Source organism: Arcticibacterium sp., from assembly GCF_055134445.1.
In genome coordinates this window covers 1-23,436 of the sequence record NZ_JBSRVI010000159.1, presented here as the reverse complement: position 1 = coordinate 23,436, position 23,436 = coordinate 1, and the positions used below count along the sequence as shown (strand labels likewise).

Annotated in this window: 13 protein-coding genes and 1 pseudogene; 9 read left to right on the top strand and 5 right to left on the bottom strand. The window is 38.0% G+C overall.

Annotated elements, in window-relative coordinates; genetic code table 11:
- Window positions 1–65: 65 nt before the first annotated feature.
- Window positions 66–1,889, bottom strand: coding sequence for an ABC transporter ATP-binding protein (locus tag ACTBZY_RS20545; protein WP_463048258.1), 1,824 nt, complete (start codon window positions 1,887–1,889; stop codon window positions 66–68).
- A gap of 116 nt (window positions 1,890–2,005) precedes the next feature.
- Between ACTBZY_RS20545 and ACTBZY_RS20540 the strand changes: the two genes are divergently transcribed.
- The 6 genes from ACTBZY_RS20540 to ACTBZY_RS20515 all read left to right on the top strand — a co-directional run bounded on the left by ACTBZY_RS20540 (window position 2,006) and on the right by ACTBZY_RS20515 (window position 13,584).
- Window positions 2,006–3,028: a hypothetical protein gene (locus ACTBZY_RS20540; protein WP_463048257.1), complete on the top strand. Its 1,023-nt coding sequence runs from the start codon at window positions 2,006–2,008 to the stop codon at window positions 3,026–3,028.
- A gap of 32 nt (window positions 3,029–3,060) precedes the next feature.
- Entirely contained in the window at window positions 3,061–5,406 is a 2,346-nt protein-coding gene (locus tag ACTBZY_RS20535; RefSeq protein ID WP_463048256.1) for a hypothetical protein, read from the top strand.
- Between the two features lie 14 nt (window positions 5,407–5,420).
- Window positions 5,421–8,408 carry a PVC-type heme-binding CxxCH protein gene (locus ACTBZY_RS20530; protein ID WP_463048255.1) on the top strand — a complete coding sequence of 996 codons (2,988 nt, stop codon included), beginning with the start codon at window positions 5,421–5,423 and terminating at the stop codon, window positions 8,406–8,408.
- 320 nt (window positions 8,409–8,728) lie between these two features.
- Window positions 8,729–10,540: a 3-keto-alpha-glucoside-1,2-lyase-like domain-containing protein gene (locus ACTBZY_RS20525; protein WP_463048254.1), complete on the top strand. Its 1,812-nt coding sequence runs from the start codon at window positions 8,729–8,731 to the stop codon at window positions 10,538–10,540.
- 19 nt (window positions 10,541–10,559) lie between these two features.
- Window positions 10,560–12,485 carry a hypothetical protein gene (locus ACTBZY_RS20520; RefSeq protein ID WP_463048253.1) on the top strand — a complete coding sequence of 642 codons (1,926 nt, stop codon included), beginning with the start codon at window positions 10,560–10,562 and terminating at the stop codon, window positions 12,483–12,485.
- A 208-nt stretch (window positions 12,486–12,693) separates the two neighbouring features.
- Entirely contained in the window at window positions 12,694–13,584 is an 891-nt protein-coding gene (locus ACTBZY_RS20515; RefSeq protein ID WP_463048252.1) for a hydroxypyruvate isomerase family protein, read from the top strand.
- A gap of 61 nt (window positions 13,585–13,645) precedes the next feature.
- Here the strand turns inward: ACTBZY_RS20515 and ACTBZY_RS20510 are convergent, their stop codons facing one another.
- Entirely contained in the window at window positions 13,646–14,869 is a 1,224-nt protein-coding gene (locus ACTBZY_RS20510; RefSeq protein ID WP_463048251.1) for an OmpA family protein, read from the bottom strand.
- A gap of 53 nt (window positions 14,870–14,922) precedes the next feature.
- Complete coding sequence (locus ACTBZY_RS20505; protein WP_463048250.1) at window positions 14,923–15,798, bottom strand: sugar phosphate isomerase/epimerase family protein; 876 nt, start codon at window positions 15,796–15,798, stop codon at window positions 14,923–14,925.
- Window positions 15,799–15,962: 164 nt separating this feature from the next.
- Here ACTBZY_RS20505 and ACTBZY_RS20500 point away from each other — a divergent pair, with 164 nt between their 5' ends.
- Both ACTBZY_RS20500 and ACTBZY_RS20495 read left to right on the top strand, forming a co-directional pair.
- On the top strand, window positions 15,963–16,718 hold the full coding sequence (locus ACTBZY_RS20500) for an NIPSNAP family protein (protein WP_463048249.1): 756 nt from the start codon (window positions 15,963–15,965) through the stop codon (window positions 16,716–16,718).
- A 10-nt stretch (window positions 16,719–16,728) separates the two neighbouring features.
- Window positions 16,729–18,723, top strand: coding sequence for a metallophosphoesterase (locus tag ACTBZY_RS20495; protein WP_463048248.1), 1,995 nt, complete (start codon window positions 16,729–16,731; stop codon window positions 18,721–18,723).
- Here the strand turns inward: ACTBZY_RS20495 and ACTBZY_RS20490 are convergent.
- Window positions 18,712–21,855 carry a PAS domain S-box protein gene (locus ACTBZY_RS20490; RefSeq protein ID WP_463048247.1) on the bottom strand — a complete coding sequence of 1,048 codons (3,144 nt, stop codon included), beginning with the start codon at window positions 21,853–21,855 and terminating at the stop codon, window positions 18,712–18,714. The two genes, ACTBZY_RS20495 and ACTBZY_RS20490, sit on opposite strands and share 12 nt — an antisense overlap.
- 412 nt (window positions 21,856–22,267) lie before the next feature.
- Complete coding sequence (locus tag ACTBZY_RS20485) at window positions 22,268–23,110, bottom strand: cupin-like domain-containing protein (RefSeq protein WP_463048246.1); 843 nt, start codon at window positions 23,108–23,110, stop codon at window positions 22,268–22,270.
- A 133-nt stretch (window positions 23,111–23,243) separates the two neighbouring features.
- On the opposite strand from ACTBZY_RS20485, the pseudogene ACTBZY_RS20480 reads away from it, so the two are divergent.
- Window positions 23,244–23,436 (top strand): annotated as a pseudogene (locus ACTBZY_RS20480) (hypothetical protein); the annotation flags it as partial.

The following is a 23,436-nucleotide window of genomic DNA, read 5'->3' as shown; positions in this document are numbered from 1 at the left end:
CATTCTCCATGAAAATCAAAAGACTAGCTTTCGTTTTTCATGGAGAATCAATTTAGAAATATTTATCAAATCTCCTGCAACTCCACCAATTTATGGTAAATACCGTCTGCCCTGGAGTATAATTCTTGATGCGTTCCTCTTTCTGCTATTTGACCTTTATCTATCACCAAAATCTCATCTGCATGTTGGATAGTGCTTAGCCTGTGTGCAATCACTAGAGAAGTACGGTCTTTCATCAGATGCATTATGGCATCTTGTACCAGTTTTTCTGATTCTGTATCTAGTGCAGAGGTGGCCTCATCTAAAATCAATATCGGTGGATTCTGTAAAATGGCTCTGGCAATAGATATTCTTTGTCGTTGTCCACCCGAAAGCTTCACGCCACGGTCGCCTATCACGGTTTCATAGCCTTCCGACTGTTCTTCTATAAATTCATGGGCATTGGCAATTTTAGCGGCAGCCAAAACCTCCTCACGACTTACATCCTTGCCGAAAGTAATGTTATTATAAATGCTATCGTTAAACAAAACGGGGTCTTGAGTAACAATACCCATTAAGCTTCTAAGCGATGCCTGAGAGATGTCGTTGATATTTATACCGTCTAGTTTAATCTGGCCTTCGGTGGGTTCATAAAACCTTGGAAGCAAATCTGCCAAGGTGGATTTACCTCCACCCGACTGCCCCACTAAAGCCACGGTTTTCCCTTTTTCTAGCACAAAATCAATGCTGTTCAATATCTGCTGTCCTTCTTCATACGCAAAAGAAACATTTTCAAAAGAAATGGTATGGTCGAAAGATTTGACCGCCACCGCATCAGGCGAATCAGCAATTTCAGGATCCATATTTAAGACTTCCAAAATTCTATTTCCAGAAGCCATTCCCCTTTGTGAAGCACTAAAAGCCTGAGCTATAGTCTTAGCCGGACGTACCACCTGAGAAAAAACCGCCAAATATGCCATAAAAGTGGATGCATCCAGATTGCTCTGCTCTGATAAAATCAAGCTCCCTCCATATAATAAAAGCGAAGCCACCATGGTAACACCTACAACCTCTGAAAACGGATTAGCCAATTCTCTTCTCACCGCATAAGAAAATATAGATTTCTTATACCCTTCATTTTCTGTTTCAAATTTATCACTTATAAAACGCTCTGCCACAAAACCCTTTACCACACGCATTCCACCAAAGGTCTCATCCATCAGACTCAGAATATTACTCAGTCTGCTTTGCCCTTGACCGGCATCATGTCTTAATTTTTTGAGCATCAAGCCTAAAAAAGTACCCGTAATAGGAATGACAATAAGAGCAAAAAAGGTCAGCTTAACCGACATATAAAAAAGAGCCACCAAATAGCCCACCAAAAGAAAAAGCTCCTTTATTCCCGCCGAAGTGGTATTGGCAATACTGTTTTCTACTTCCTGCACATCTGTTACTATCCGAGAGATGATGTCTCCCTTTCTTTGATTATTGAAAAAGCCAATAGGCAATAGCAAAGCCTTGTCAAAAATGGCTTGACGGAGATTTGAAACCATATTCACCTTAAAACCTTCCAACAAACGTAAGCTGATATACCTAAAAACATTCCCTATAAGAATACCCAATATAAGAGCCACACAAACAAACTGGAGAGCTCCAAGTTTACCATTGGCCTCCATCATACCTGCCAAATAATAATTGAACCAATTTAAAGGATTAAAGCCGTCTGGTTTTTGAAGAAAGCCTTGAATAGTTTCTGGATCTGCCTGCCCAAAAAGTACATCTAAAATAGGTTTTAAGAGCACTAAATTCAATACTCCAAAAACCGCAGCGATAAGCGATGTGAACAAAAAAGGCACTACAAACTTTCTTAAATTACCAGCGAAAGAAAGTAGTTTGAAATAAGTTTTCATATTAATTAAGCCATTTGGCCGTTCCTGATAAAAATAAAATCCCTAAGTCACCCTTTTGTGTCTCAGTTATTCTGTTTTGATTCGCAAAGTTGCGGAAAAGCATTTACTTTGAATCTATGAGTCGTTGTTTCTTATTATTATGGTTCTGTCTCTCTCTTTTATCCTGTACCAAAAATACAGAAGAAAAGAATGTCTCGTCGGCAGTTTACCACTGGAAATCTATTTACCAGCCCTCTCAAAAAATCCTTAATGACATTGAAAAATTAAATATCGGGAAACAATATATTCGTTTTTTTGATATTGATTTTAGCTCAGATGCCAAAGAGGCAATTCCTAAAGGAATGGTTAAATTTAAAGACAAGCCTCAGGGGGATATAGTTCCAGTTATTTATATCACCAACAGAACGTTTACCGCTCTGAATGAGATTCAAATAGAAGAATTGGCAACAAAAACGGCTGCTAAAATAAAATCCATCGCTTCTCAAGACACTCTGACTTTTAAAGAAGTGCAGCTGGATTGCGACTGGACTAAGAAGACGAGAGAAAAATACTTCTTGTTTTTAGAAAAAATAAAACCAGAACTGGGTGAAGAAATCATGCTGACTGCTACTTTAAGACTTCATCAGGTAAAGTTTAAAGAACAAACTGGTGTTCCGCCAGTGGCCAGAGTAGCACTCATGCTCTATAATGTGGGCGACTGGACCAATGTTAATACTAAAAACTCGCTTTTTGATCCTAGTATCATCGACCAATACATTTACAGGCTTCCGGAGTATCCATTGCCCGTGGATATTGCCCTACCTATTTATCAGCAGGCCATCGTTTTCAGAAATAATAAATTCCATACCTACTTTAAAAATGTTTCAAAGATAGACTTACAGAAACATTTCAATACCCTACCTGGTATAAATGGCAAACTTCTGATTTGTCAAGAAAACTGTGAATTTGAAAATCAGTCTTTCCGAAAAGGTGATATTTTCAGACATGAAAAAGCCAGCTTCGAAACCTTAAACAAGGTCAAAAAAGCCATTTTACAAAGAGTACCTAACAAGGATGTCCAGATATTACTTTTCCATCTAGATGAAAAGAGTATGAATAATTTCACCATAGATCAATACCAAAGTCTTTTGCAGCGTTAATTTTATAATCAACAAAGCACCCTTTTGACCCCATGAAAAAAACCTCTTTCAAAAAGCTTCTTTCTTATTTCATCTTATTCTCTTTCGCCTGTGGTCCTGGGCCACTAGACTTCACGGAATATTTCAGCATTTTTTATCCCGAGTCTGCAGAAAATCCGGTAGCTACACAATCTTATTTCTACACCAACGATTTTCTAAATCAGCAATATTCCATGATTTCATCTGCCTATCTGGCCGATTCCCTGAATATGGAAAGCTGGTATACCTACACAAATGAAAAACTGAGCAAAAAGGAGCTAAAAGAAGGATTATATGCAAATGTTTCTGGAGAAATCCTTGCCAACAAGCTAAGAAAAGTTGGAAAACAGGAGGCGGCAGACTATGTCATTTTAGCTCAGGACATAGATAAAGAAACTGAAAAATTTGGAACCTACTGGGAGCCCTCTGAACCTGTAAACGAACAGCAACTGGCAGATTACAGAGATATGGTGCTGATAAACGCTGAAAAATCAAAAAGTGATTTTATAAAAGAGCGATACGGTTTTCAACTCATGAAAATCGATGCAAAAGTGAATGACTGGAAATCGCTACTTAAAGACTACGAAAAGTTTCAAAAGGAAGTTAAAAGCAAAACCTATATCTCTGAATGGTCGCAGAGTAGATATGCTGGGGCTCTATTGCATAAAGGGGATACGGCACAAGCCGTTTTAGAGTTTGCAAAGGTTTTTGAAAAATCGCCTACCAGACGAAATCAGGCTGATTTAAGCGTAAGAAGATTGAGCAATCCTCATTATAGCCATGCCGCCAAACTAGCGAAAACGGAAGACGAGAAATTAATGGTGTATGCTCTACAAGCCATACAGCCTTTCCAAGACGGCATAGACTTAATGAAAAAAATGGTAGCCCTAAACCCAAACCACCCAATACTAGAACTGGTCATGGCTAGAGAAATAAACAAAAACGAGGTTAACTTTTATGCAGAAAAGAATGCAGGTCTTTATTCGCACAATTTAGATGCCTTTGATGAAGATTATAAACTAGACTCCGCCAAAATTCAAATCATAAAAGCCAAGGGACAAAGCTACTTTTTAGATCTGCTGAGCTTTAACGAGTCTCTCCTGAAAAATAACCAATTAAAAGATAAAGCCTTCTGGCAAACAACAGCGGCCTATCTCAACTATATAGAGGGTGATTATGATGAGATGAAATCTTTGCTAGATGAAACAAAAACGGATAGCAAAGAACTTCAAAAACAAATTAACCTTTTCAAAGCCATTCATTTTCTAGATACTCAAGCAGTAGATAGTGAAGAAGACGAAATGCTTGATAAGATTGCTGAATTTAAGACCGTAGACTCCTTTAGAGATAATAATGTTTTAGTGCTTTTAGCAAACAAGCTTCGAGATAAATACCTCGTAGCAAATGACATCTCTTCCACAAAAAAAGAAGGCTGGCTGAGTTCCTGTTTTAATTCCAAAAAGGAAAGTATTCCAGAAAATCATATAAAAGCATTTCTAGCGGAGCATATAGCCACACCTTCCACAGATAGCTATGGCTACATGAATGGATATTCTGAACCTATCTTATTAAAAAACGCAGAAATAGAGCTCTTAAAAGAGACCATTGACTTCTTAAACAGCAGCAGCCTTAGCTCTTCTGATGAAAAACTCATAACCTTAGCCAGTCTAGACAAAGGAGAGCTAATGATGGCTTATGGCAGAAAACTAATAAGAAGTCAGCAGTACGAAAAAGCATTGGCTATTTTTAAACAATGTGAGGAATCTCATTTTACAGAGGGGTCTTTTAATCAATACTTTTCTCCTATCCCAAAACAGTTTATTCTAGGCGAACGGATAGATGAGGCACTTCTTTCTCCGCTATATTTTTTAGAGAACACGGTTAAAAACCAAAAAGAAATAAATAAGAACCCCAGCAATGCTAGAGCTTGGTACGAACTAGGACTTGCCGCCTATAATATGAGCTATTGGGGAAATGGCTGGCTTTTTTCTGACAGAGAATGGGGTGCCATGGAAATAGAATATGGGAAACCTACCGATGAAGATTACTTCACCAATAGCTTCGCAAAAGAATGTTTTGAGAAAGCCTTAGCCGCAAAGCCTGAGGAAGAACTAGGAGCTAAAATTTGCTATATGGGAGCTTTATGTGAACGAAATCAATATTTCATCGCCTATACCACAGGTCAACCTAAAACTTATAATCAGGAAGAGCTAGACTACTATAATATTAAAATGGAAACGAGCGTGAAGCCGACATTCCAAAGCTTTTTTAAAAGGCTAAAAAATAAATATGATGAAACCGCTTACGAAAGTCAGGTCATAAAAGAATGTATGTCATATGTTAGTTTTAAATTACGGTAAATAACCAATGCCCCATGAAATACTTCTGCCTTTTTACCCTAATCGTTTTAGCATCCTGCGAAAAACCAAACGCCTCTTATTTCGACCAAAATCCAGAACTTCAAAAAGCTTTGGCTGATTTTGAAATCATGGATGGATTCAACATCGAGATAGTGGCCGCCGAACCACTTATTTCGGACCCTGTAGCCATGGAAATCGATGAAAATGGAGATTGGTACGTAGCCGAGATGCCAGGATATCCATTGGATTTATCTAAAACAGGAAAAATTAAAAAGCTAATAGATACCGACGGAGACGGTTTACCCGATAAAAGCGAAGTTTTTGCAGATAGTCTCACATTGCCAATGGGCTTGATGAAATGGGAAGATGGACTGTTAGTCGCAGATGCACCAGACGTAACTTTTCTAGCAGATAAAAACAGTGATGGCAAAGCAGATATCAAAAAAGCCATGATAACCGGGTTTTCGCTTTCCAATCCGCAACATAATATGAATACGCCTAAGTTTGGGATCGACAATTGGATATATGTGGCACATTCTGGTGCCATAACCTCATTTGCCTATGAACACATCTTCCACGATAAAGGCTCAGAAATAAAATTTCCCAATGAACCTAAGTCGCCAAAACTAGCCAGAAATGCTGATGGAAGGAATGTTCGATTTAAGCCTAAAACCTTAGAACTGGAAACCCTATCTGGCGAGTCGCAATATGGTCACACAACCGACCCATGGGGACATCGGTTTTATACGGATAATGCTAATCACCTCTTCCATGAAGTGATGGATGCTCGCTATGTGAAAGCCAATCCAAACTTAGCCATTGAAGAAGCCATGGAGAAATTTTCTGACCATGGCAATGCCGCCAAAGTTTTTCCAATTACTCAAAATCCAAATCACCAATTACTAACCGATGTAGGTCAAATAACTTCAAGTTGCGGCATAACATGGTATGATGGCGGAGCCTTCGGTAAAGAATTTGAAAACACTACACTTATTGGCGAGCCTGTCCATAATCTGGTTCACATAGACCACATAGAAAGCAAAGGAGCTACTTTCTCTGGAAAAAGAGTGTTGGAAAACAAAGAATTTCTGGCTTCCAAAGACCCTTGGTTCCGGCCTGTATTCTTTTATGTAGGGCCAGACGGAGCTTTATATGTGGTAGATTATTACCGTCAAATAGTGGAACACCCAGAATGGATGAGCGATGAAGTCAATGAAAGTGGAGCACTGTATGAAGGAACTAATAAAGGTAGAATCTACCGAATAACACCAAAAAGTGGTCTAAAAATGGACTGGATGGGTGCTTTGAATTTATCTAAGAATTCCACGGAAGAACTGGCCAAACTTCTCACACATAAAAATGGATGGTATAGAAGAACCGCTCAACGACTCCTTTTTCAAAGAGACGATCATTCAGCCGCTACTGCTCTGCATAAGATATTGAATGAAGACAAAGAGGAAGCTAAAATTCCAGCTTTATGGCTTCTTCATGATTGGCAAGAATTAACAAGTGATGATTTGACCCTTGCTTTAGCGTCCAAGGAACCTGGTGTTAGAGAAAACGCCTTGCAATTGATTGATAAAGTATGGTCCAATCCAGATTTTCAAACAGAAGAACTCAAAGCGGCCTTGTTAAAAACCGCAAACGACCCAAGCGAAAGAGTTAGGTTTCAATGGCTTTGTTCCGCAGCCTTTTTTAATTTTCCCGAGATAAAAGAATTAAAGTCGACCATTCTAAAGAACGATGTGGAAGACAAATGGGTGGGCATTGCGGCCATATCCTCTTCTGCGGGTTCAGAAGAAGCACTATTTAAAAATGCTGTAAGGGATTTTGGAACCGAACCATCAACAAATAAAAGTGAGTTTTTCGCTCATCTGGCTGCCACTATATTTAAAAAAGGAGATTTGGGTCTTATAGACAAAATCCTTGAAAACAAGGAAGAAAATAACAGTTGGTGGCAAGCCTCCATGCTTTCTGGCATTTCTTCCATGCAAGCCTATAGTACCCCAAAGCCACTGACTAAATTAGAACAAGAACTACTATTAAATAGGTTCTTAACGAGTCCAAGTCCAGAACTTCGAAAAAGTATTATTGGCACTTTTAAGGTAAGTAAATTTTCCAACACCTTGAATACAAATTCAGTTTATGCCAAAATGAAAGAAGAGAATAACATCGACTTTCAAATAGATGGAATGAGCTTGCTTTCGTCGCTAGGCGAACCCAAAATCAAAGATGAAATCCTTTCAAATATTCTTACTGGAAAAAATGAGCAATTACAATTAGCAAGCATTAAAGCTCTTCCAAGTCTTTTAAGCAAACCCGAGCTAGCAAGTATCAATAAGAAATACATCGAGTTAAAAAGCTCTTCAAAAAAGGCATGGGTAGCCTACTTATTGAATAACGAAAACAATGTATCCGAATTAATTAGGCAGGTAGAATTGGGCAATATTGCCAAATCGGATATCGAATGGCCGCAGATTGTGGAATTGATGAATTATTATGATACGAATATTAGAAACTACGCAAGAGCCGTATTCGCCATCAATGAAGACCGTAAAGCAGTATTGCAAAATTATCTACCAGCCGCAGATATAGCAGGTAATGCCGAAAATGGCAAGAAACTGTTTGAACAAAATTGTGCCATTTGCCATCAAATAGACGGCAAAAATGGCACCGCCTTTGGCCCTGATTTAGCCACCTTAAAAAGTAGAAATAAGCATTCCATCATCACAGAAATCATAAACCCGAACAATTCTATTGCCGATAAGTATGGCAACTGGGAAATTGAAACAAAAGATGGCAATCACTTATCAGGAATTATTGTTTCTGAAAACGAAAATTCGCTGAGTCTAAAAACATTGGGTGGGCAAACAGAAAACATTGCGACGACTTCCATAAAATCTCGTCAAATAGCAAAACAGTCTGCTATGCCAAACGGTCTGGAAAGTGCCATTTCTCCAAAACAAATGTCGGATATTTTAGCACTTATAAAAGGAGAATAAAGGCGGCTAGTCTGGATAAGCAACTATTTCTTATTCAGACTACGAGAAATATTAATTTATTGACTTTGATTAAGACTATCCCGCAACGCTAATCCCTAGTTGATATTTAATAATTTTAACCAACCCTTAACACTTACTTAAAACATATCAAAAGACGACTGGCACATATTAAATTCTTTTAATAATATAATGTAAAGATTCCATAGTACAATTTCCATGCTTCATAATACGTAAGTACCTAGGATTGATACTAAAATGCCTTTCCACTTCTTAATTCTAATCTTATATTTGATGTTCTCAATCAGAAAAAATTTAACCAAATGAAAAAAATCGCTCTCGGGCTACTCCTTTTTGGAAGCGTTAATTTGCTCTCTGCCCAAGATAAGATTCTAACCGAAAACTTATCTGGCTTTACAAATGCCTCCAAAAACTGGCAAATTGCAGGAACAGCAAAAGCCAATCCATTTAAGGATAATGATATTCAAACTACCCCAGGAACAGGCGTGTTGGTCAACACCCACGAACATGGCAAATATGGCAGTTCGTATGAATTAGTCTCCGATTTCCAACATGGCGATCTGGACATTTCTTTTGATTTCATGATGGCCAAAGGTTCTAACTCTGGCATTTACCTACAAGGCAATTATGAAATACAGCTTTTTGATAGCTGGGGAAAGAAAAACCCTATTTATGGTGACTGTGGTGGCATTTACCACCGATGGGACGAGAGCAAGCCCGACGGGAAAAAGGGCTATGAAGGCTATGCCCCAAGAATAAATGCAACAAAAGCCCCAGGTTTATGGCAGCACATGGACATCTCTTTTCAAGCTCCAAAATTTGATGCCAAGGGAAATAAAATTGAAAATGCTAAAATGCTTTCCATAAAACTTAATGGGATGCTGATTCATGAAAACGTAGAGCTTTCTGGTGTAACCAGGGGTGCTATGACGCCGAAAGATATTGCAAAAGGGCCATTGAGATTTCAAGGAGACCACGGTTCTTTAGCTTTCAGAAACATTGTAATAAGCAATTTTGACAAGCCAAGTGCTTCTCTACAAAATCTGAAATATGCCGTTTCTTACGCAGCATATGACCCCGCGGCAGACCCTAAAAATCTTAAGATTGACGACTCTGGCGATCTGAAAGAGCTTTCGTGGGAATTTATGAAGCAGCCTAACGAATATTCGTATACTATCAAAGGAGATTTCATTGCTCCTGCAGATGGAAAATATACTTTTAATCAATTCTCTTCTTCTAATAACACATTGACAGTTGACAATACAGAGATATTAAGCAATAAGTATACGGGGCCAAATGATGAGAGAACGGGTGAAATTGAGCTAAAGGCGGGTAAGCACACTTTGGGAATTTACAATGCCAAATACGATGGTTGGATGAACCCAACTCTTGGTCTTTTTGTAACAGGACCTGGTTTTAGAAAGATAGCTTTACATGCTGCAAGTTCTATGTTTGGCAACAAAGCCACAGACCCTATTCTTATTGACGCCAAAACCAATACCAATCTGAGAAGTTTCATGGACTTCAATAACGGGATAACCAATACGAGGATTGTGCATGCCATAAGCGTAGGTACTCCTGCAAATATTCATTTCACTTATGATTTAGACAAAGGTGCTTTATTGCAATTTTGGAGAGGTGATTTCCTTAACGCTACACCAATGTGGGACAGCAGAGGAGACGGTTCTTCAAGACCTAGAGGTCCAGTGACTTTGCTAAATAACGATTTAACACTAAATTCTTCATTGACCAACTGGCCAAAAGACACAAGCGGAACAGGTTATAAGCCTAAAGGATATACCATAGATGCAGACAACATGCCGACATTCCTTTATGAAATATTTGGAGCTAAAGTTAGCGACCAAATCAGCGTAAAAGATGGCAAATACTTTGAAAGAACGATTACCCTAAACGGTGCTAAAAACCCATTGGCTGCTAAACTTACCAGTGCCACTAAAATTGACAAGGTAATGGATGGCCTTTATGCTATCGACAACAACAGTTGGTATATCAAAATAGACCCAAAAGCAGATATTCGTCTCATAGACTCAGCGGGTAAACAGCAGCTCGAGGTACTGGTGAAAGATAAATTAACTTACGAGCTATTATTCTGATATTAAAACACTTAGACGAATGAAAAAAATACAAATATTATTTTTGAGCTTGTTGTGCTTTTCGGTGATGGCACAAGAATCTCCAAAAGAAGAAGACTTTTATAGAATAGTTACTCCGCCAGTACCAGAAGGTATACTTTTAGAAGTGGGTGGTTTGGTAACTTTACCAAACGGCTCTTTGGGTATTTCTACCAGAAGAGGTGACGTATGGATCTTGGACAACCCATTGAGTAGACAACCTCATTTTAGGTTATTTGCATCTGGCTTACATGAAATATTAGGTTTAGAATACCGCGATGGCTCTTTTTACTGTGTACAGAGAGGTGAGCTAACAAAACTAACCGACGAAAACGGAGATGGAAAAGCAGACCGTTATGAAACGGTAAGTGCTTGGCCTGTTTCTGGTCATTATCATGAGTACTCTTTCGGTCCTAAATTTGCTCCCGATGGCAGCTTTTTTGTTAGCGGAAACGTAGCCTTTGGAAACGAAGAGTGGTGGCGTGGAGAAGCCAGAGTACCTACTAGAGGTTCTGTATTCAAAGTATTCCCAGACGGTCACAGAGAAGAATGGGCTACGGGTATGCGTTCTCCTGCCGGTCTAGGAATGATTGACGGCGAACTTTTTTATTCTGATAACCAAGGAGATTGGATGGGTTCTGGTGGAATATGGCATTTGAAAAAAGGGGCATTTACAGGTCACCCTGCCAGCTTGGCTTGGACTAACGATAAGTCTCCTACCAAACTTACGGAGGAGCAATTCTTTGCAGAAAGAGATAATAGAAAAGTAAAAAATGCAGCTGGAGCATATATAAAACCAGAAAATGTGGTTAACGAAACGCCAGACATGCTTTGGCAACTGAAAGAAAAATACCCACAGGTTCAAACTCCAGTAGTATGGTTACCTCACGGTATTTTAGGTATTTCTAACTCAGAAATAATTACAGACGACAGCAAAGGAGCTTTTGGTCCTTTTACTAACCAAGTTTTCATAGGTGACCAAGGTCAATCTAAAATTATGCGAGTGTTTATGGAAAAAGTAAATGGAGAATACCAAGGTGCTGCTTGGGACTTCAGAAGTGGTTTCCAATCTGGTGTAATGAGAATGGACTGGGCTAAAGACGGTTCTTTATTTGTAGGAGAAACCAACCGTGGTTGGGGTTCGGCAGGTGATGCCAACCAAGGTCTTCAAAGACTGGTTTGGAATGGTAAAATGCCTTTTGAGATGCTAACAGTTAAAGCTATGCCTGATGGTTTCGAAGTAGAATTCACACTTCCTGTAGACAGAAAATCCGCCGAAGACTTGGCTTCTATCTCTGCCTCAAGCTTTATTTACAAACACCACCCTGTTTATGGTTCTCCGCCAATTAACAGAGAAGACTTAAACATTAAAGGGGTGAAACTTTCTGCAGACGGTAAAACACTTAGAATCGTTTTAGACGGACTAAGAAAGTATTATGTTCATGAGTTAAACCTAGATGGCATTAGAGCTGCAGGCACTTATTATTCTTTGATTCACCCTACGGTTTATTATACGTTGAATAATATTCCTGCTGGAGATAAAGTTTCTACGGCCACTTTAAAGACCACAGATTCTGGAAAAGCTAAACCAGCATCTGCCTCTAAAACTGCAAAAAAAGTAGTTTCTCCTGACGGAATTGGTAAACCAACGGCCGCAACAGCAACCACGCCTCCTACTTTTGATGAAATAAAGCCATTATTACAAAAGCATACTTGTTTGGCTTGTCACTCTCAGGACAAAAGAGTGGTTGGTCCATCGTTCAAGGAAATTGCGAAACGTAAATATTCTGACCAAAAAATGATGGAATTAATTTATACCCCACAGCCTAAAAACTGGCCGGACTATGCTACGCCAATGGCTCCAATGACACATGTTCCTAAAGCAGACGTATTGAAAATAGCAAGCTATATCAATGGCTTGAATTAATACCTCTTTCTATCTTAAAGTCGGGTATCTTGTGAGATACCCGACTTTTTTATTTTAGGTCAAAGCCATGGATATCAAGCATTTTCATGAACTTTTTAGCAGTCAAACGATTGCACAAATCGTGTATTCCATGTCTAAGAACCTTAAAGAATAACGGTATACGAAATACTTTCCCTAATTTTAAATTATTATCCCCTATCAAAATATAATGAATACATCTAGACGAAATGTCATCAAAACATTAGGAACAGTAGCGGCCACCTCATTTACTGGAGGGGCAATTGCTAGCGAAACTTTAACCCAACCAGAAGTGGAACTTAAAAATAATATCAAGCACTCTGTATGCAGATGGTGCTATAGCTCTATCGATTTTGAAGAATTATGCCAAGGTGTAAAAGCTATTGGAATGGCATCCATAGAACTTACAGGTCCTGAAGAATGGCCTATATTGAAAAAATACGGACTTACAGCAGGCATGGGCTGGGGTACATGGCCTAAAGGAACTGGACTTACTAACTTTTTTGCCAATACTAAAAACCACGAAGTTCTCATTCCTTTTTATGAAGACTTGCTGAAACAAGCTTCTGAAAACGGCATCAAAACTGTTATCTGTTTTTCTGGAAACAGAAATGGCATGAATGATTATGAAGGCATGATAAATTGTGCCACAGTGATTAGAAAGCTAATTCCGACGTGTGAAAAATATGACGTAGTGCTTTCTATGGAATTATTAAGCTCTAGAGACAGTCACAGAGATTATATGTGCGACCATATAGACTGGGGTGTGTCATTATGTGAAATGGTAGATTCGGAATACTTCAAATTACTTTATGACATCTTCCATATGCAAAGTATGCACGGTGACCATATCAGAAATATCAGACGTTTTGGAAAATACATAAACCATTACCACACTGGTGGAATGCCCGGCCGTAACGAGATTGACGAAACGCAAGAAATCTATTATCCTGCGGTCGTTAAAGCATTAATTGACTCTGGTTATAAAGGATATTTAGGTCAAGAGTTTATTCCAAAGGCTAAAGACAAAGCTGGCATGTTAGCTTCGCTAGAAAGATGCGTTAAGATTTGTGATGTTTGATAAGCTTTAAAGCTCCATTAATAAAAAACGAAGTATCGAAAGGTGCTTCGTTTTTTTTGTATCAATCTATACTCAAAACCTTCAACTCCACCCTTCTGTTTAACTCCTGCTCTTTATTAGAAATAGGTCTATCAGGCCCAAAACCCAGCGTTCTTATTCTTCTAGATCCAATACCCTTCTGAACTAAATAAGTTTTACAGGCTTCCGCTCGCTCTTCTGAAAGTTCAATATTGGCACCTCTATCTCCTTCCGAAGATGTGTGCCCACTAATTTCAATGGTCGCTTTGGGGTATTTCAGCATAAAGTTATAAACCGTATTTAATCCTTGCTGACTATAATAATTTAACTCCGACGAGGACTGGCCGAACTGAATATCGCCTAAAACTAAGCCTTCTCCAATAAAAACTTTAAACTCCCCAACTTCGACCTTTTCCGATTCAGGAGCTCTCTTTTTTATTTTTTCTTTGACTGGTTTTGGCACTTTTTCCTTCTTCTTAAAATCAAAAGGCTGCCTTAAGCCTACAAATACCGTGTTTATTAAATGGTTACTTCTATTTCTACCAATCACTCCAGCATTTTGATAGAAATCCACTTGTTCTACATACAGGGGTTGTAAAGCAAAACTGAACCCGAACTCCAACTCCGTACTTCCTCCATTTAGCATTTCCTGACCAACCCCCAAATACAAACCATACTTTAAATCATTGGAAACTATCGTGTTAAAAACCAATCCTGTCCCGGCGTCATTGATATACTTACCCGGAATAGCGGAGGATGAAGACTGCTTTTTGGCTCTTCTCTCATAAAAACCATTCGCATTTGGAATATAATTTCCTTGAACCAAATAGTACAGATTATAAGCTCTGTACTTTATCCCGAAGTTTAAACTCAAATAATTATAATCATCATAAAAACCGTTTACCGCCTGACCTTGAAATTCATATTTTAAAGATGATTTATAGGAGGTAATTAAGTTTGCTCTTGAGCCTCCAAGACTTAAATGGATGTTTTCAGTAAGTTTGTAACCTAAGTTAACGCCTATCTTATTGGTTGTTTTCAAATTAAACTCCCGCTTTCCTTCATTATTTACGGTGTAACCAATATTATAAAATCGCCACTTATAGTTCATCCGCTGATCTCCCTCCATCTTTTTCTGAGAACCAGGAAGCAGCATCCCCAAACTTATATGCGGAATAATACTGAAACGGGAATTTTCAACCTGTGCTAAGCATTGAGCAAAGGAACCAAGTGTTATAAGAAAAACTAAAGTGAGACTCTTGAACAAGTTTATACGTTTTGAATTTCGCTATCTCTTTTAAAAGTAATGATAGTTATAGATTATCCATTCATAGCCTTCTTAAAAACTGGCAAAACTTGTTCTAAATCTTGAAGTTCTGGATGCCACCTTTTCTCCCATTCTAGACTTATGTAGCCGTTATATTTGATTCGGTCTATTTCTTTCAAAATTGCTGGAATAGGCACATCGCCCTCACCTGGCAAGAAATATTCATGCGTTTCTCTATTACTAAAGCTTCCATCTTTTATTTGAACAAATTCTATAAATGACTTTAAGGTGTCTACCATTGTAGAAACAGACTCCTGCGTCTGATAATGCATATTGAAGTAGTCCCATATAATTCCAGAACTTTTTGCCGGTTGAGCTTCCATCACTTGTTTAATATCTTCCGACCTCACCAAGTCACCATGGCAATCCAACAACACTTTAACGTCGCTTCCTTTCGTAAATTCGCCAAGTTCACTCAGGCCATCACTTATTAAATTCAGAGATTTTTGTTTATCCTCTTTATAAGCAAACTTATCCGGAAAAACCCTTACAAAAGGAGTGTTAAGCTCTACTGCCAAATCTACATACCTTTTTACTTCGTCCATATTCTTCTTCCTCTTTTCAGGATCGCTTTCATGGAGGTTAGAAGAAGGATTTAAATTGACAATCTTAACACCCGCATCCTCTGCCAGCTTTAATGAAGATTTCAAATGAGATTTAGAAAATACCGGACTTGACAAAATGTCTAAATCATTTTTAATACCCCTAATTTCTATGCCTGCAAAACCATACTCCTCTGCTTTCTCCATAATCTTATGCCACTCCCACTCTGGGCAACCAAGCGTTGAAAAACAAAGTTTACGTCTCTTTTTGAAAGACAATAATGGAACAGCAGAAAAAGCTACTCCTAAAAATATTCTTCTATTCATAATGATAGGATGGTCAAGAAATTAAATGGTTTAGCATCGGTTCGTAAAGTATGTCATGGCTCCCAAAAAAGCACTTTGGATTCCTTTAGATATGGAATAAGAAAAACCTTCTTGTTTTTGGAATGTTTTCATGTAAATTTACAGAAAACCTGTAATAATCATTTATGAAAAACCTATTGATAATTTTAATGACACTAATGAGCGTAGGACTTAAAGCAGAAGTTTCAAAGCCGGATTCTAAAGTTTATGAATTAAGAGTTTACCACTGTCATGATGGAAGAAGAGATGCTTTAATCGCCCGTTTCCAAAACCATACCACCAGGATCTTCGAAAAGCACGGTATGGAAAATGTAGGGTACTGGCTACCGACATCTCCAGATATGAAAAATGATTTAATCTACATCCTTTCTTATCCTTCTATGGAGGCGAGGCAGGCATCATGGAAGGCATTTTCTACCGACCCAGAATGGAAGAAAGTGGCAGGCGACTCAGAAAAAGACGGTAAAATAGTAGCTTCCGTAGATTCCAAATTCCTTAAGTTAGAACCAGAATTGACTAAAAAACTAAAACTAAAAGCAGCATCGCCAGAGCGTATTTTCGAACTGCGTTCTTACTATTGCCTTCCTGGAAAATACCCAAACATTGTTGCTCGTTTCAGAGACCATACCCGTAAAATCTTCAAAAACCATAACATGGAAAATATTGCCTATTGGGGAACTATTGAAAAAGACAATACACAGCCGCACTTGGTTTATATCATAGCACATGAAAGCGAAGCAGAAGCGAAAAAATCTTGGGATGCTTTTAGAATAGACCCTATCTGGAAGGCTGCTCAAAAGGCGTCTGAAGAAGATGGCAAAATAGTAGAAAAAGTAGTTTCAGTGATGATGTCTCCGCTGCCTTTTTCAAAAATAAGATAGCTTTAAGAAAATGAAGTTGAGCTTCTTAATCTTTGGCCTCCTTTCTTTCTTTGCCACTACAGGACAAGAAATAGTTAGGGGGCCTTTTTTACAGTCTGCCACCCAAACGGGCATGCTTATCAAATGGCGGTCAAACGCGGTTCAAACATTTCAGCTGAAATATGGCTTAAATGAAAACAACCTCGACCAGTCTTTGGAAGTCACTGGCTTTATAGACTTTGAAGCTCATTTAGAAAATCTACAATCAGGCAGGGTTTACTTTTATGCTATAAAAAACACTAATAATAAAACGTACAAAGGTTCATTCAAAACACTTCCTAATAAAGATTCAAAGGAACGCCTTCAATTTGTGGCTTTAGGAGACTGCGGTACCGGAACACCAGCACAAAAGGAAGTGCTAAATCAAGTAAAACAGTATTTCGGAACTAAGATGATTGATGGGCTATTGCTCCTAGGAGACAACGCCTACAACTATGGTTTCGACCGTGAATATCAAACCAATTTTTTTCCCATATATCAAGAAGGTTTACTGAAGAACACCGTACTCTGGCCTACGCCAGGAAACCACGACTATGCTGGCAAAACTTGGCCCAATGATTTCGGCCAACGACCAGACTACTTCAATATATTCGCATTACCTATCCGAGGAGAATCAGGCGGAGTTCCATCTGGTACAGAGGCTTATTATTCTTTTGATGCAGGAAATGTGCACTTTATCTCTTTAGACTCTTACGGTCAGGAAGAGAACAAAAGGATGTCTGATTTGTTAAGTAAGCAAGCCAAATGGCTGCAAGAAGATTTATCGGCTAATACATTACCATGGACAGTGGTTTTCTTTCATCATCCCCCTTTCTCAAAAGGTTCTCACGATTCTGATAAAGAACCGGAACTTATAGACATTAGAGTTAACCTTGTTCCCATATTTGAAAAGCACCATGTAGACTTAGTATTAACCGGGCATTCGCATAATTATGAACGCTCCTACCCTTTAAAAGGCTTTTCTGGAAAAGAGTCTGATTTTTCAATAAACAATCATACCACCAGCACGTCTTCTGGCAGGTATAATGGCGAACAAAACTCCTGTCCTTATGTTAATAAAGAGGCAGGAACCATCTATTTGGTAGCGGGAACGGCTGGATGGGTAGGCGGAAAGTCTGAAGGATACCCACATGACGTCATGTATTATTCAAATTCCGACGAAACCGGAGCCGTAATTTTAGAATTTGAAAACAATGAAATGGTGGTCAAATATATTTCTTCAAAGGGCATTCAACTTGACCATTTCACAGTTCTAAAAGACGTAAATCTATCCAAAGAGTATACGGTAGATTGCGGTGAAAGCCTTCATTTAAAGAGCAGCTGGCCTCAGATATTATTCGACAATAAATCAGAAATCATAATTCCAAATTTATCAAAAGACACCCTGATTTTTGCAACGGATATTAAAAAGTGTCTGACAGATACTTTCAAAATAAATGTAAACCCATTCCCAGAAATAACGGCCACTTCTAATTCCCCTATCTTAGAAACCAGCGATTTAGAATTAAGGGCAAACTTTCAAGGAAAAGGAACCTTAAACTGGAGTGGCCCTAACGGATTCACCAGCAATGAAGCCAATCCCAATATAAAAAACGCAAGATTAGAAAATGCAGGCGTGTATGTTTTAAAAGCAGAATACAACTCGTGTTTAAGCGAGACGGCCGTTGAGATTATCATAAACCCAATACTTTCTTCAAAGGAGCGTGAGGCCGAAACACTTTTGGTTTATCCCAACCCTTCTGACAATAAGTTTATAATAGACTTTCAAGCTCCTTCTTTGGGAAATTATAACCTTAAAATTTTCAATCTTTCAGGAATTCTTTTTTACGAAAAAGAAGTAATCTTAACAAAAGATTTAAATAAAAGGATTGAAATAAATCATATTGAGTTGCCTAAACACACGCCGTACATTTTAAAGTTTGAGTCAAAAAACTATTCAAAAAGTAAGCTCATCTCAGTCCATTAGCAAAGTAGATATTGGGAAATAAACCTTCACAGAAGTTCCCACATCTGGTTCATTATCATTTAGGTCTGAAATTTCGTAGTTGATGTTCGTTTTATTAATGGCATTATAGGTCTCAAATCGCTCTGCGGTTATTTTAAGCCCTTGAGAAATGTATCCTTTATTGGTCTTATCTAGAATTTCTTTTGACCTAACCCTACCTACGCCGTCATCTTCTATTTTACACAAAATATATTCCCCCTCTTTTTGAAAAGAAACAGACAGTAAACCCTTGCCTTTTTTATATCTGATTCCATGGTTTATAGCGTTTTCCACAAAAGGCTGCAACATCATGGTTGGTATTTCAATCATCTTGTCGACCTCTTTCTCTATCTCCAATTTAAAAACAAACTTGTCCTCAAAACGCATTTGTTCCATTTCTACGTAAAGCTTCAAAAGGTTAATTTCATCTCCTAACCGAATCCCTACACTTCTAGAACTGTCTAGAAAAGAGCGAATTAGTCGAGCAAACTTACTCAGATAGTCGTTGGTAGAAACCACGTCATTTTTAAGAATAAAACTCTGAATAGAGTTTAATGAATTGAAAATGAAATGAGGATTCATTTGCATTTGAAGTGTTTTCAACTCCAACTCTGCTCTGGCCATTTCAGATTTCAGAGCTTGCTCTTTTACTTCATTAAGTTTTTGTTCCCCTCGTTTTCTATTGGTAATATCAATCGCTATCCCTAAAACCATATAGGGTTTTCCGTTTTCATCAAAAATTGTTTTCGCAATGTTTTCCACCCATCTAATTTCACCCTTTAGATTCACAATGCGACAGTCGCAGCTGATGGATTCATAGGCCCTGATGTTATCCTTAAAACCTTTTATCATATGGGCATCATCTAGATGAACCGCCCTTTCCCAGAGCTTCCAATCTTTTTTCCATTCTTCTAGCCCAAAGCCATAAAAATCCACAAAAGATTTACTTACAAATAGTGGCTCATATTTTGGAATACTAGCAGCCCAAACTGCCTCATCCAGAGCGTTTAATATGTCACTTAAATTCCTTTCACTACTTTTTAGTCTCTCTTCGGCATTAATCTGTTCGGTGATATCAACACTGATACCGAGCATCATCTCTAGTTCATTACTGTCGTTATAAACATACTTACCCGTGCACTCCAACCATTTCAAATGACCATCAGCGTCTTTTATTTGAATCACTCCTTGGGTAAAGCCTTCGCTAAAAAGCTTCTGTAGCATTATTTTCTCCTTCTCTCGAAACTCCTCCGTCACGTAATTTGACCAAACGGCGTAATCCTCGTACCAATTATCGATAGGTATTCCAAACACTTTTTCGAAAGAATTACTCACAAATAGAGGTTCTCTAGCAGGTAGCTTTACAGCCCAAACAACCTCATCCAAAGAGTTCATAATTAAAGAGAGCTGTTTTTCACTACGTTCCAACTCTTTCAAAGCCAATACCTTCTCCGTGATATCCCCAGCCATGCCCAATAGGATTTTGGGTTTCCCTTCTTCATCCAAAAGGATTTTTCCACGATTTTCGGCCCACTTAACTTCCCCGCTTTTATTAAAAACACGAACGGTGTAAGGACCAAATTTCCTATCCTTAACGTCTTCAAAAATTCGGTCTACAATATACTTGTCTTCCTCATGAATAACCTCTTTCCATTTGTCTGGATTTGCCTTCCAGTCTTCTAAAGTAAAGCCAAACAGATACTCAAAAGACTTACTCATAAAAATAGGCGTACCACTGTAAAAGTCTACAGCCCAGACCGCCTCGTCAAGAGAATGAAGTATATCTCCCAAAAGCCTTTCGCTCTCTTTTAACTTTATATCAGATAAGACAAATTCTGTAATATCCCGCATTAAAACTATAGCTCTCCATACGGTTCCTTCCGAGTTATAGAAATAGTTTACCGCGTTTTCACGCCAAATATATTTGCCTGATTTCTGCCTAGCCCTATGCTTTACGATAACATTACTTCGCCTTTCTGCAATGGCCTTTTCTAAAATTGATTTAATCTCGACCATATCTTCCGGATGAATTAAATTAAATAATTCTTCCCCCTGCATGTTCATGGTTTCTTCAATACTATAACCCAATATTTTCTCACAAGAAGGTGACACATAGGTTACGTAATCTCCTTCAGACACTAAAAAACCGTCTGTCGTATTCTCGGCAATAAACCTATACTTCTCCTCCCGCTCCATGAGCTCTGCCTCTCTAGCCGACGGTTCTGTAATGTCTTGAACAATGCCAATTAAACCTTTTACTTTCTTATTTTCATCCTCAATTGGGATTTTGGAAATCACAAATCTCCTAAAACTTAAATCACTAGGCCTCACTTGAAATGATTCCTGTTTTAAAATTGACTTTCCTGTTCTATGAATTTCCTTATCTTGATCTAAGGAAAACTGAGAAACTTGTTCTGGAAAAAGATCTATATTTCTTTTCCCAATAACCTCTTCTTCAGACTTTACCCCAATATACTTTAGGCCCTCATAATTTAATAAAGTCAACTTATGCTCTTTATCCTTCACAAAAACACCTAATGGCAAACGATCCACTACGGTCCTAAGCAAATCCTTTTCATCAAACAACTTGCTTTCCGACTCCCTTGCCATAAAAAGGCTCCTCACTAAAGACATTAATCCGGTAATCGAATTGCCAAAATCAATCTCGTTCTCTGTCCATTCTCTAGGTGTAGCAATTTGCTCAAAAGACAAAAGACCAATAATTATCCCTCGCTCATAAATTGGAAAATTTAATACGGAAGCTATTTTTAAAGGTTTCAAGTAATCATGCACCAGTTCTGTAAGCTCTTTATCACTTAGGGCGTTCTTAGAAACCAAAGGCAATCCCTTTCTTACACATTTGAAATATTCCGGGTAGTTTTTCTCCAATAAGACTTCCTGCAGCTCGCTAAGCTCACCATCTTGAAGGATACTCTCTGAAATAATTTTATCATCTTGAAGCTCCCAAACACCTATTCGATTTACATGGATAGCATTATTTAACTCTTTCAAAATGACGCCAAAAGCTAAAGAAGCATTGTCAAACTGTCCAAAATCTGTTTTTAGCAAACGGGTTAAGGTAATGTATTGAATGTTAGATTTTAGACTTTCCAAAGCTTTAAAATATAATTGAGATTAAATTTGATTGCATCCATGCAAATTACATAATTCTATAAGAGAAATTGCCCAAAAGATAGCTTTACCACTATCCTAGGAATCTATACATAGACCTGTCACTCAAAAGACATGAACTACCATTAACCCGGTTTATGCATTGGAGAACCGTAATGAGTTTTAAAGTGTATTAAATCAGGCATTTAAAGAAGATTAGCATAGCACCGTTCTGGTGATTGAGTTTAAATGAGTTACGGACTGATTTGAAGCAATTTAGCTACGGTCCCGATAAAATGGGGAGAGCTTCTTATGCATATAGCAGGTTTAAAGAAAACCTTCGCCTGGACAAAAAAAGAGAGGTTTTGCAAAAGCAAAACCTCTCTTAAAGTAAAGACACACTTAATCTAAATTCTTAAACAAATTGAAGGGCATTTTCCGCGGCCTTAGCTTCTTTCCAATCCTTCCATTTACTTCCTATAAGCTTAGTCATCCCTCTGTCTACCACGGAATGTCTAGCCAAATAAAGACCTCCTTTAAGTGTCGTAAAGACGGAATCGTTAGCCCTAAGAGCTATACTATACCCACCTTCTACATACCTAATATGATGCCACCAAAGCGAAGGAATAAAAGCAGTTTCTCCATGTGCAAAAACACCTTCAAAACCTTCTAAATTTTGAGCCGCAGGATATTTATCATAATCCGGATTTTCAGGATCAAAATGACTCATCACCGTATACGGATGCTTATAGAGCTTTTTACTTTGATCGGGACCAAAAAGAATAATCTTTTTACGCGTCTGGAATTGCGTTAAAAAAACATTAGAGCAATCCATGTCATAATGTAAGCTGGTGACAGAATCCTGTCCACCAAAAAACATAAACTTATAACTTTTAATAAACCCATCCATAATATTTGGATAGCGGATATCATTCGTCAATTCGGGTATTTTCTTGAAAATATCAAATAGGAAAATCCTCAGATCCACAGGTCCTTCCTCAATAAGATCTAAATAATCTCCAAATTTCATTCTTTTCGCTATCTGAAAATACTTTTTAGGGTCATGATAATTTTTATCAATCAATGGAACTTCAAGGTTTCCATGGTTTTTTTTCAACCACTCAAATGTCCATTTCTCAGTAGCAGGCCAATCTTTCACTAAATCAGTAAAAATAACTGGCTTTTTAGGTTTCAAGTAATTTTCTATAAACTCCTCTCTAGATAAATTACTTCTTCTTTCTATCGGTTGTAAATTCATAAAACTAAATCTAAATTAGTTTCGTTTTGCTTATAATGATAATTAACGCACGGTACATTTATACTTATACCACCGCCCATAAAATTCGTTTGTATTTCACAACAAAATTAATATTATTTCCTTTCATTCAGTAATGACAAAACTCATAAAAAATATTGTCGGTGTTTTTCTCGTGGCTTGCATGCTTATTTTGGCGTGGAAGTTCCTAATTCCTTCTATACCAAATCCTTTCAAAATTAAGAAAGTTGAATCAAGCCACTCCCTAATCCTGAAGGAAATTAGAACTATGGGAAACCTTGAACTGGCCTCATATTTCTTTAATGACA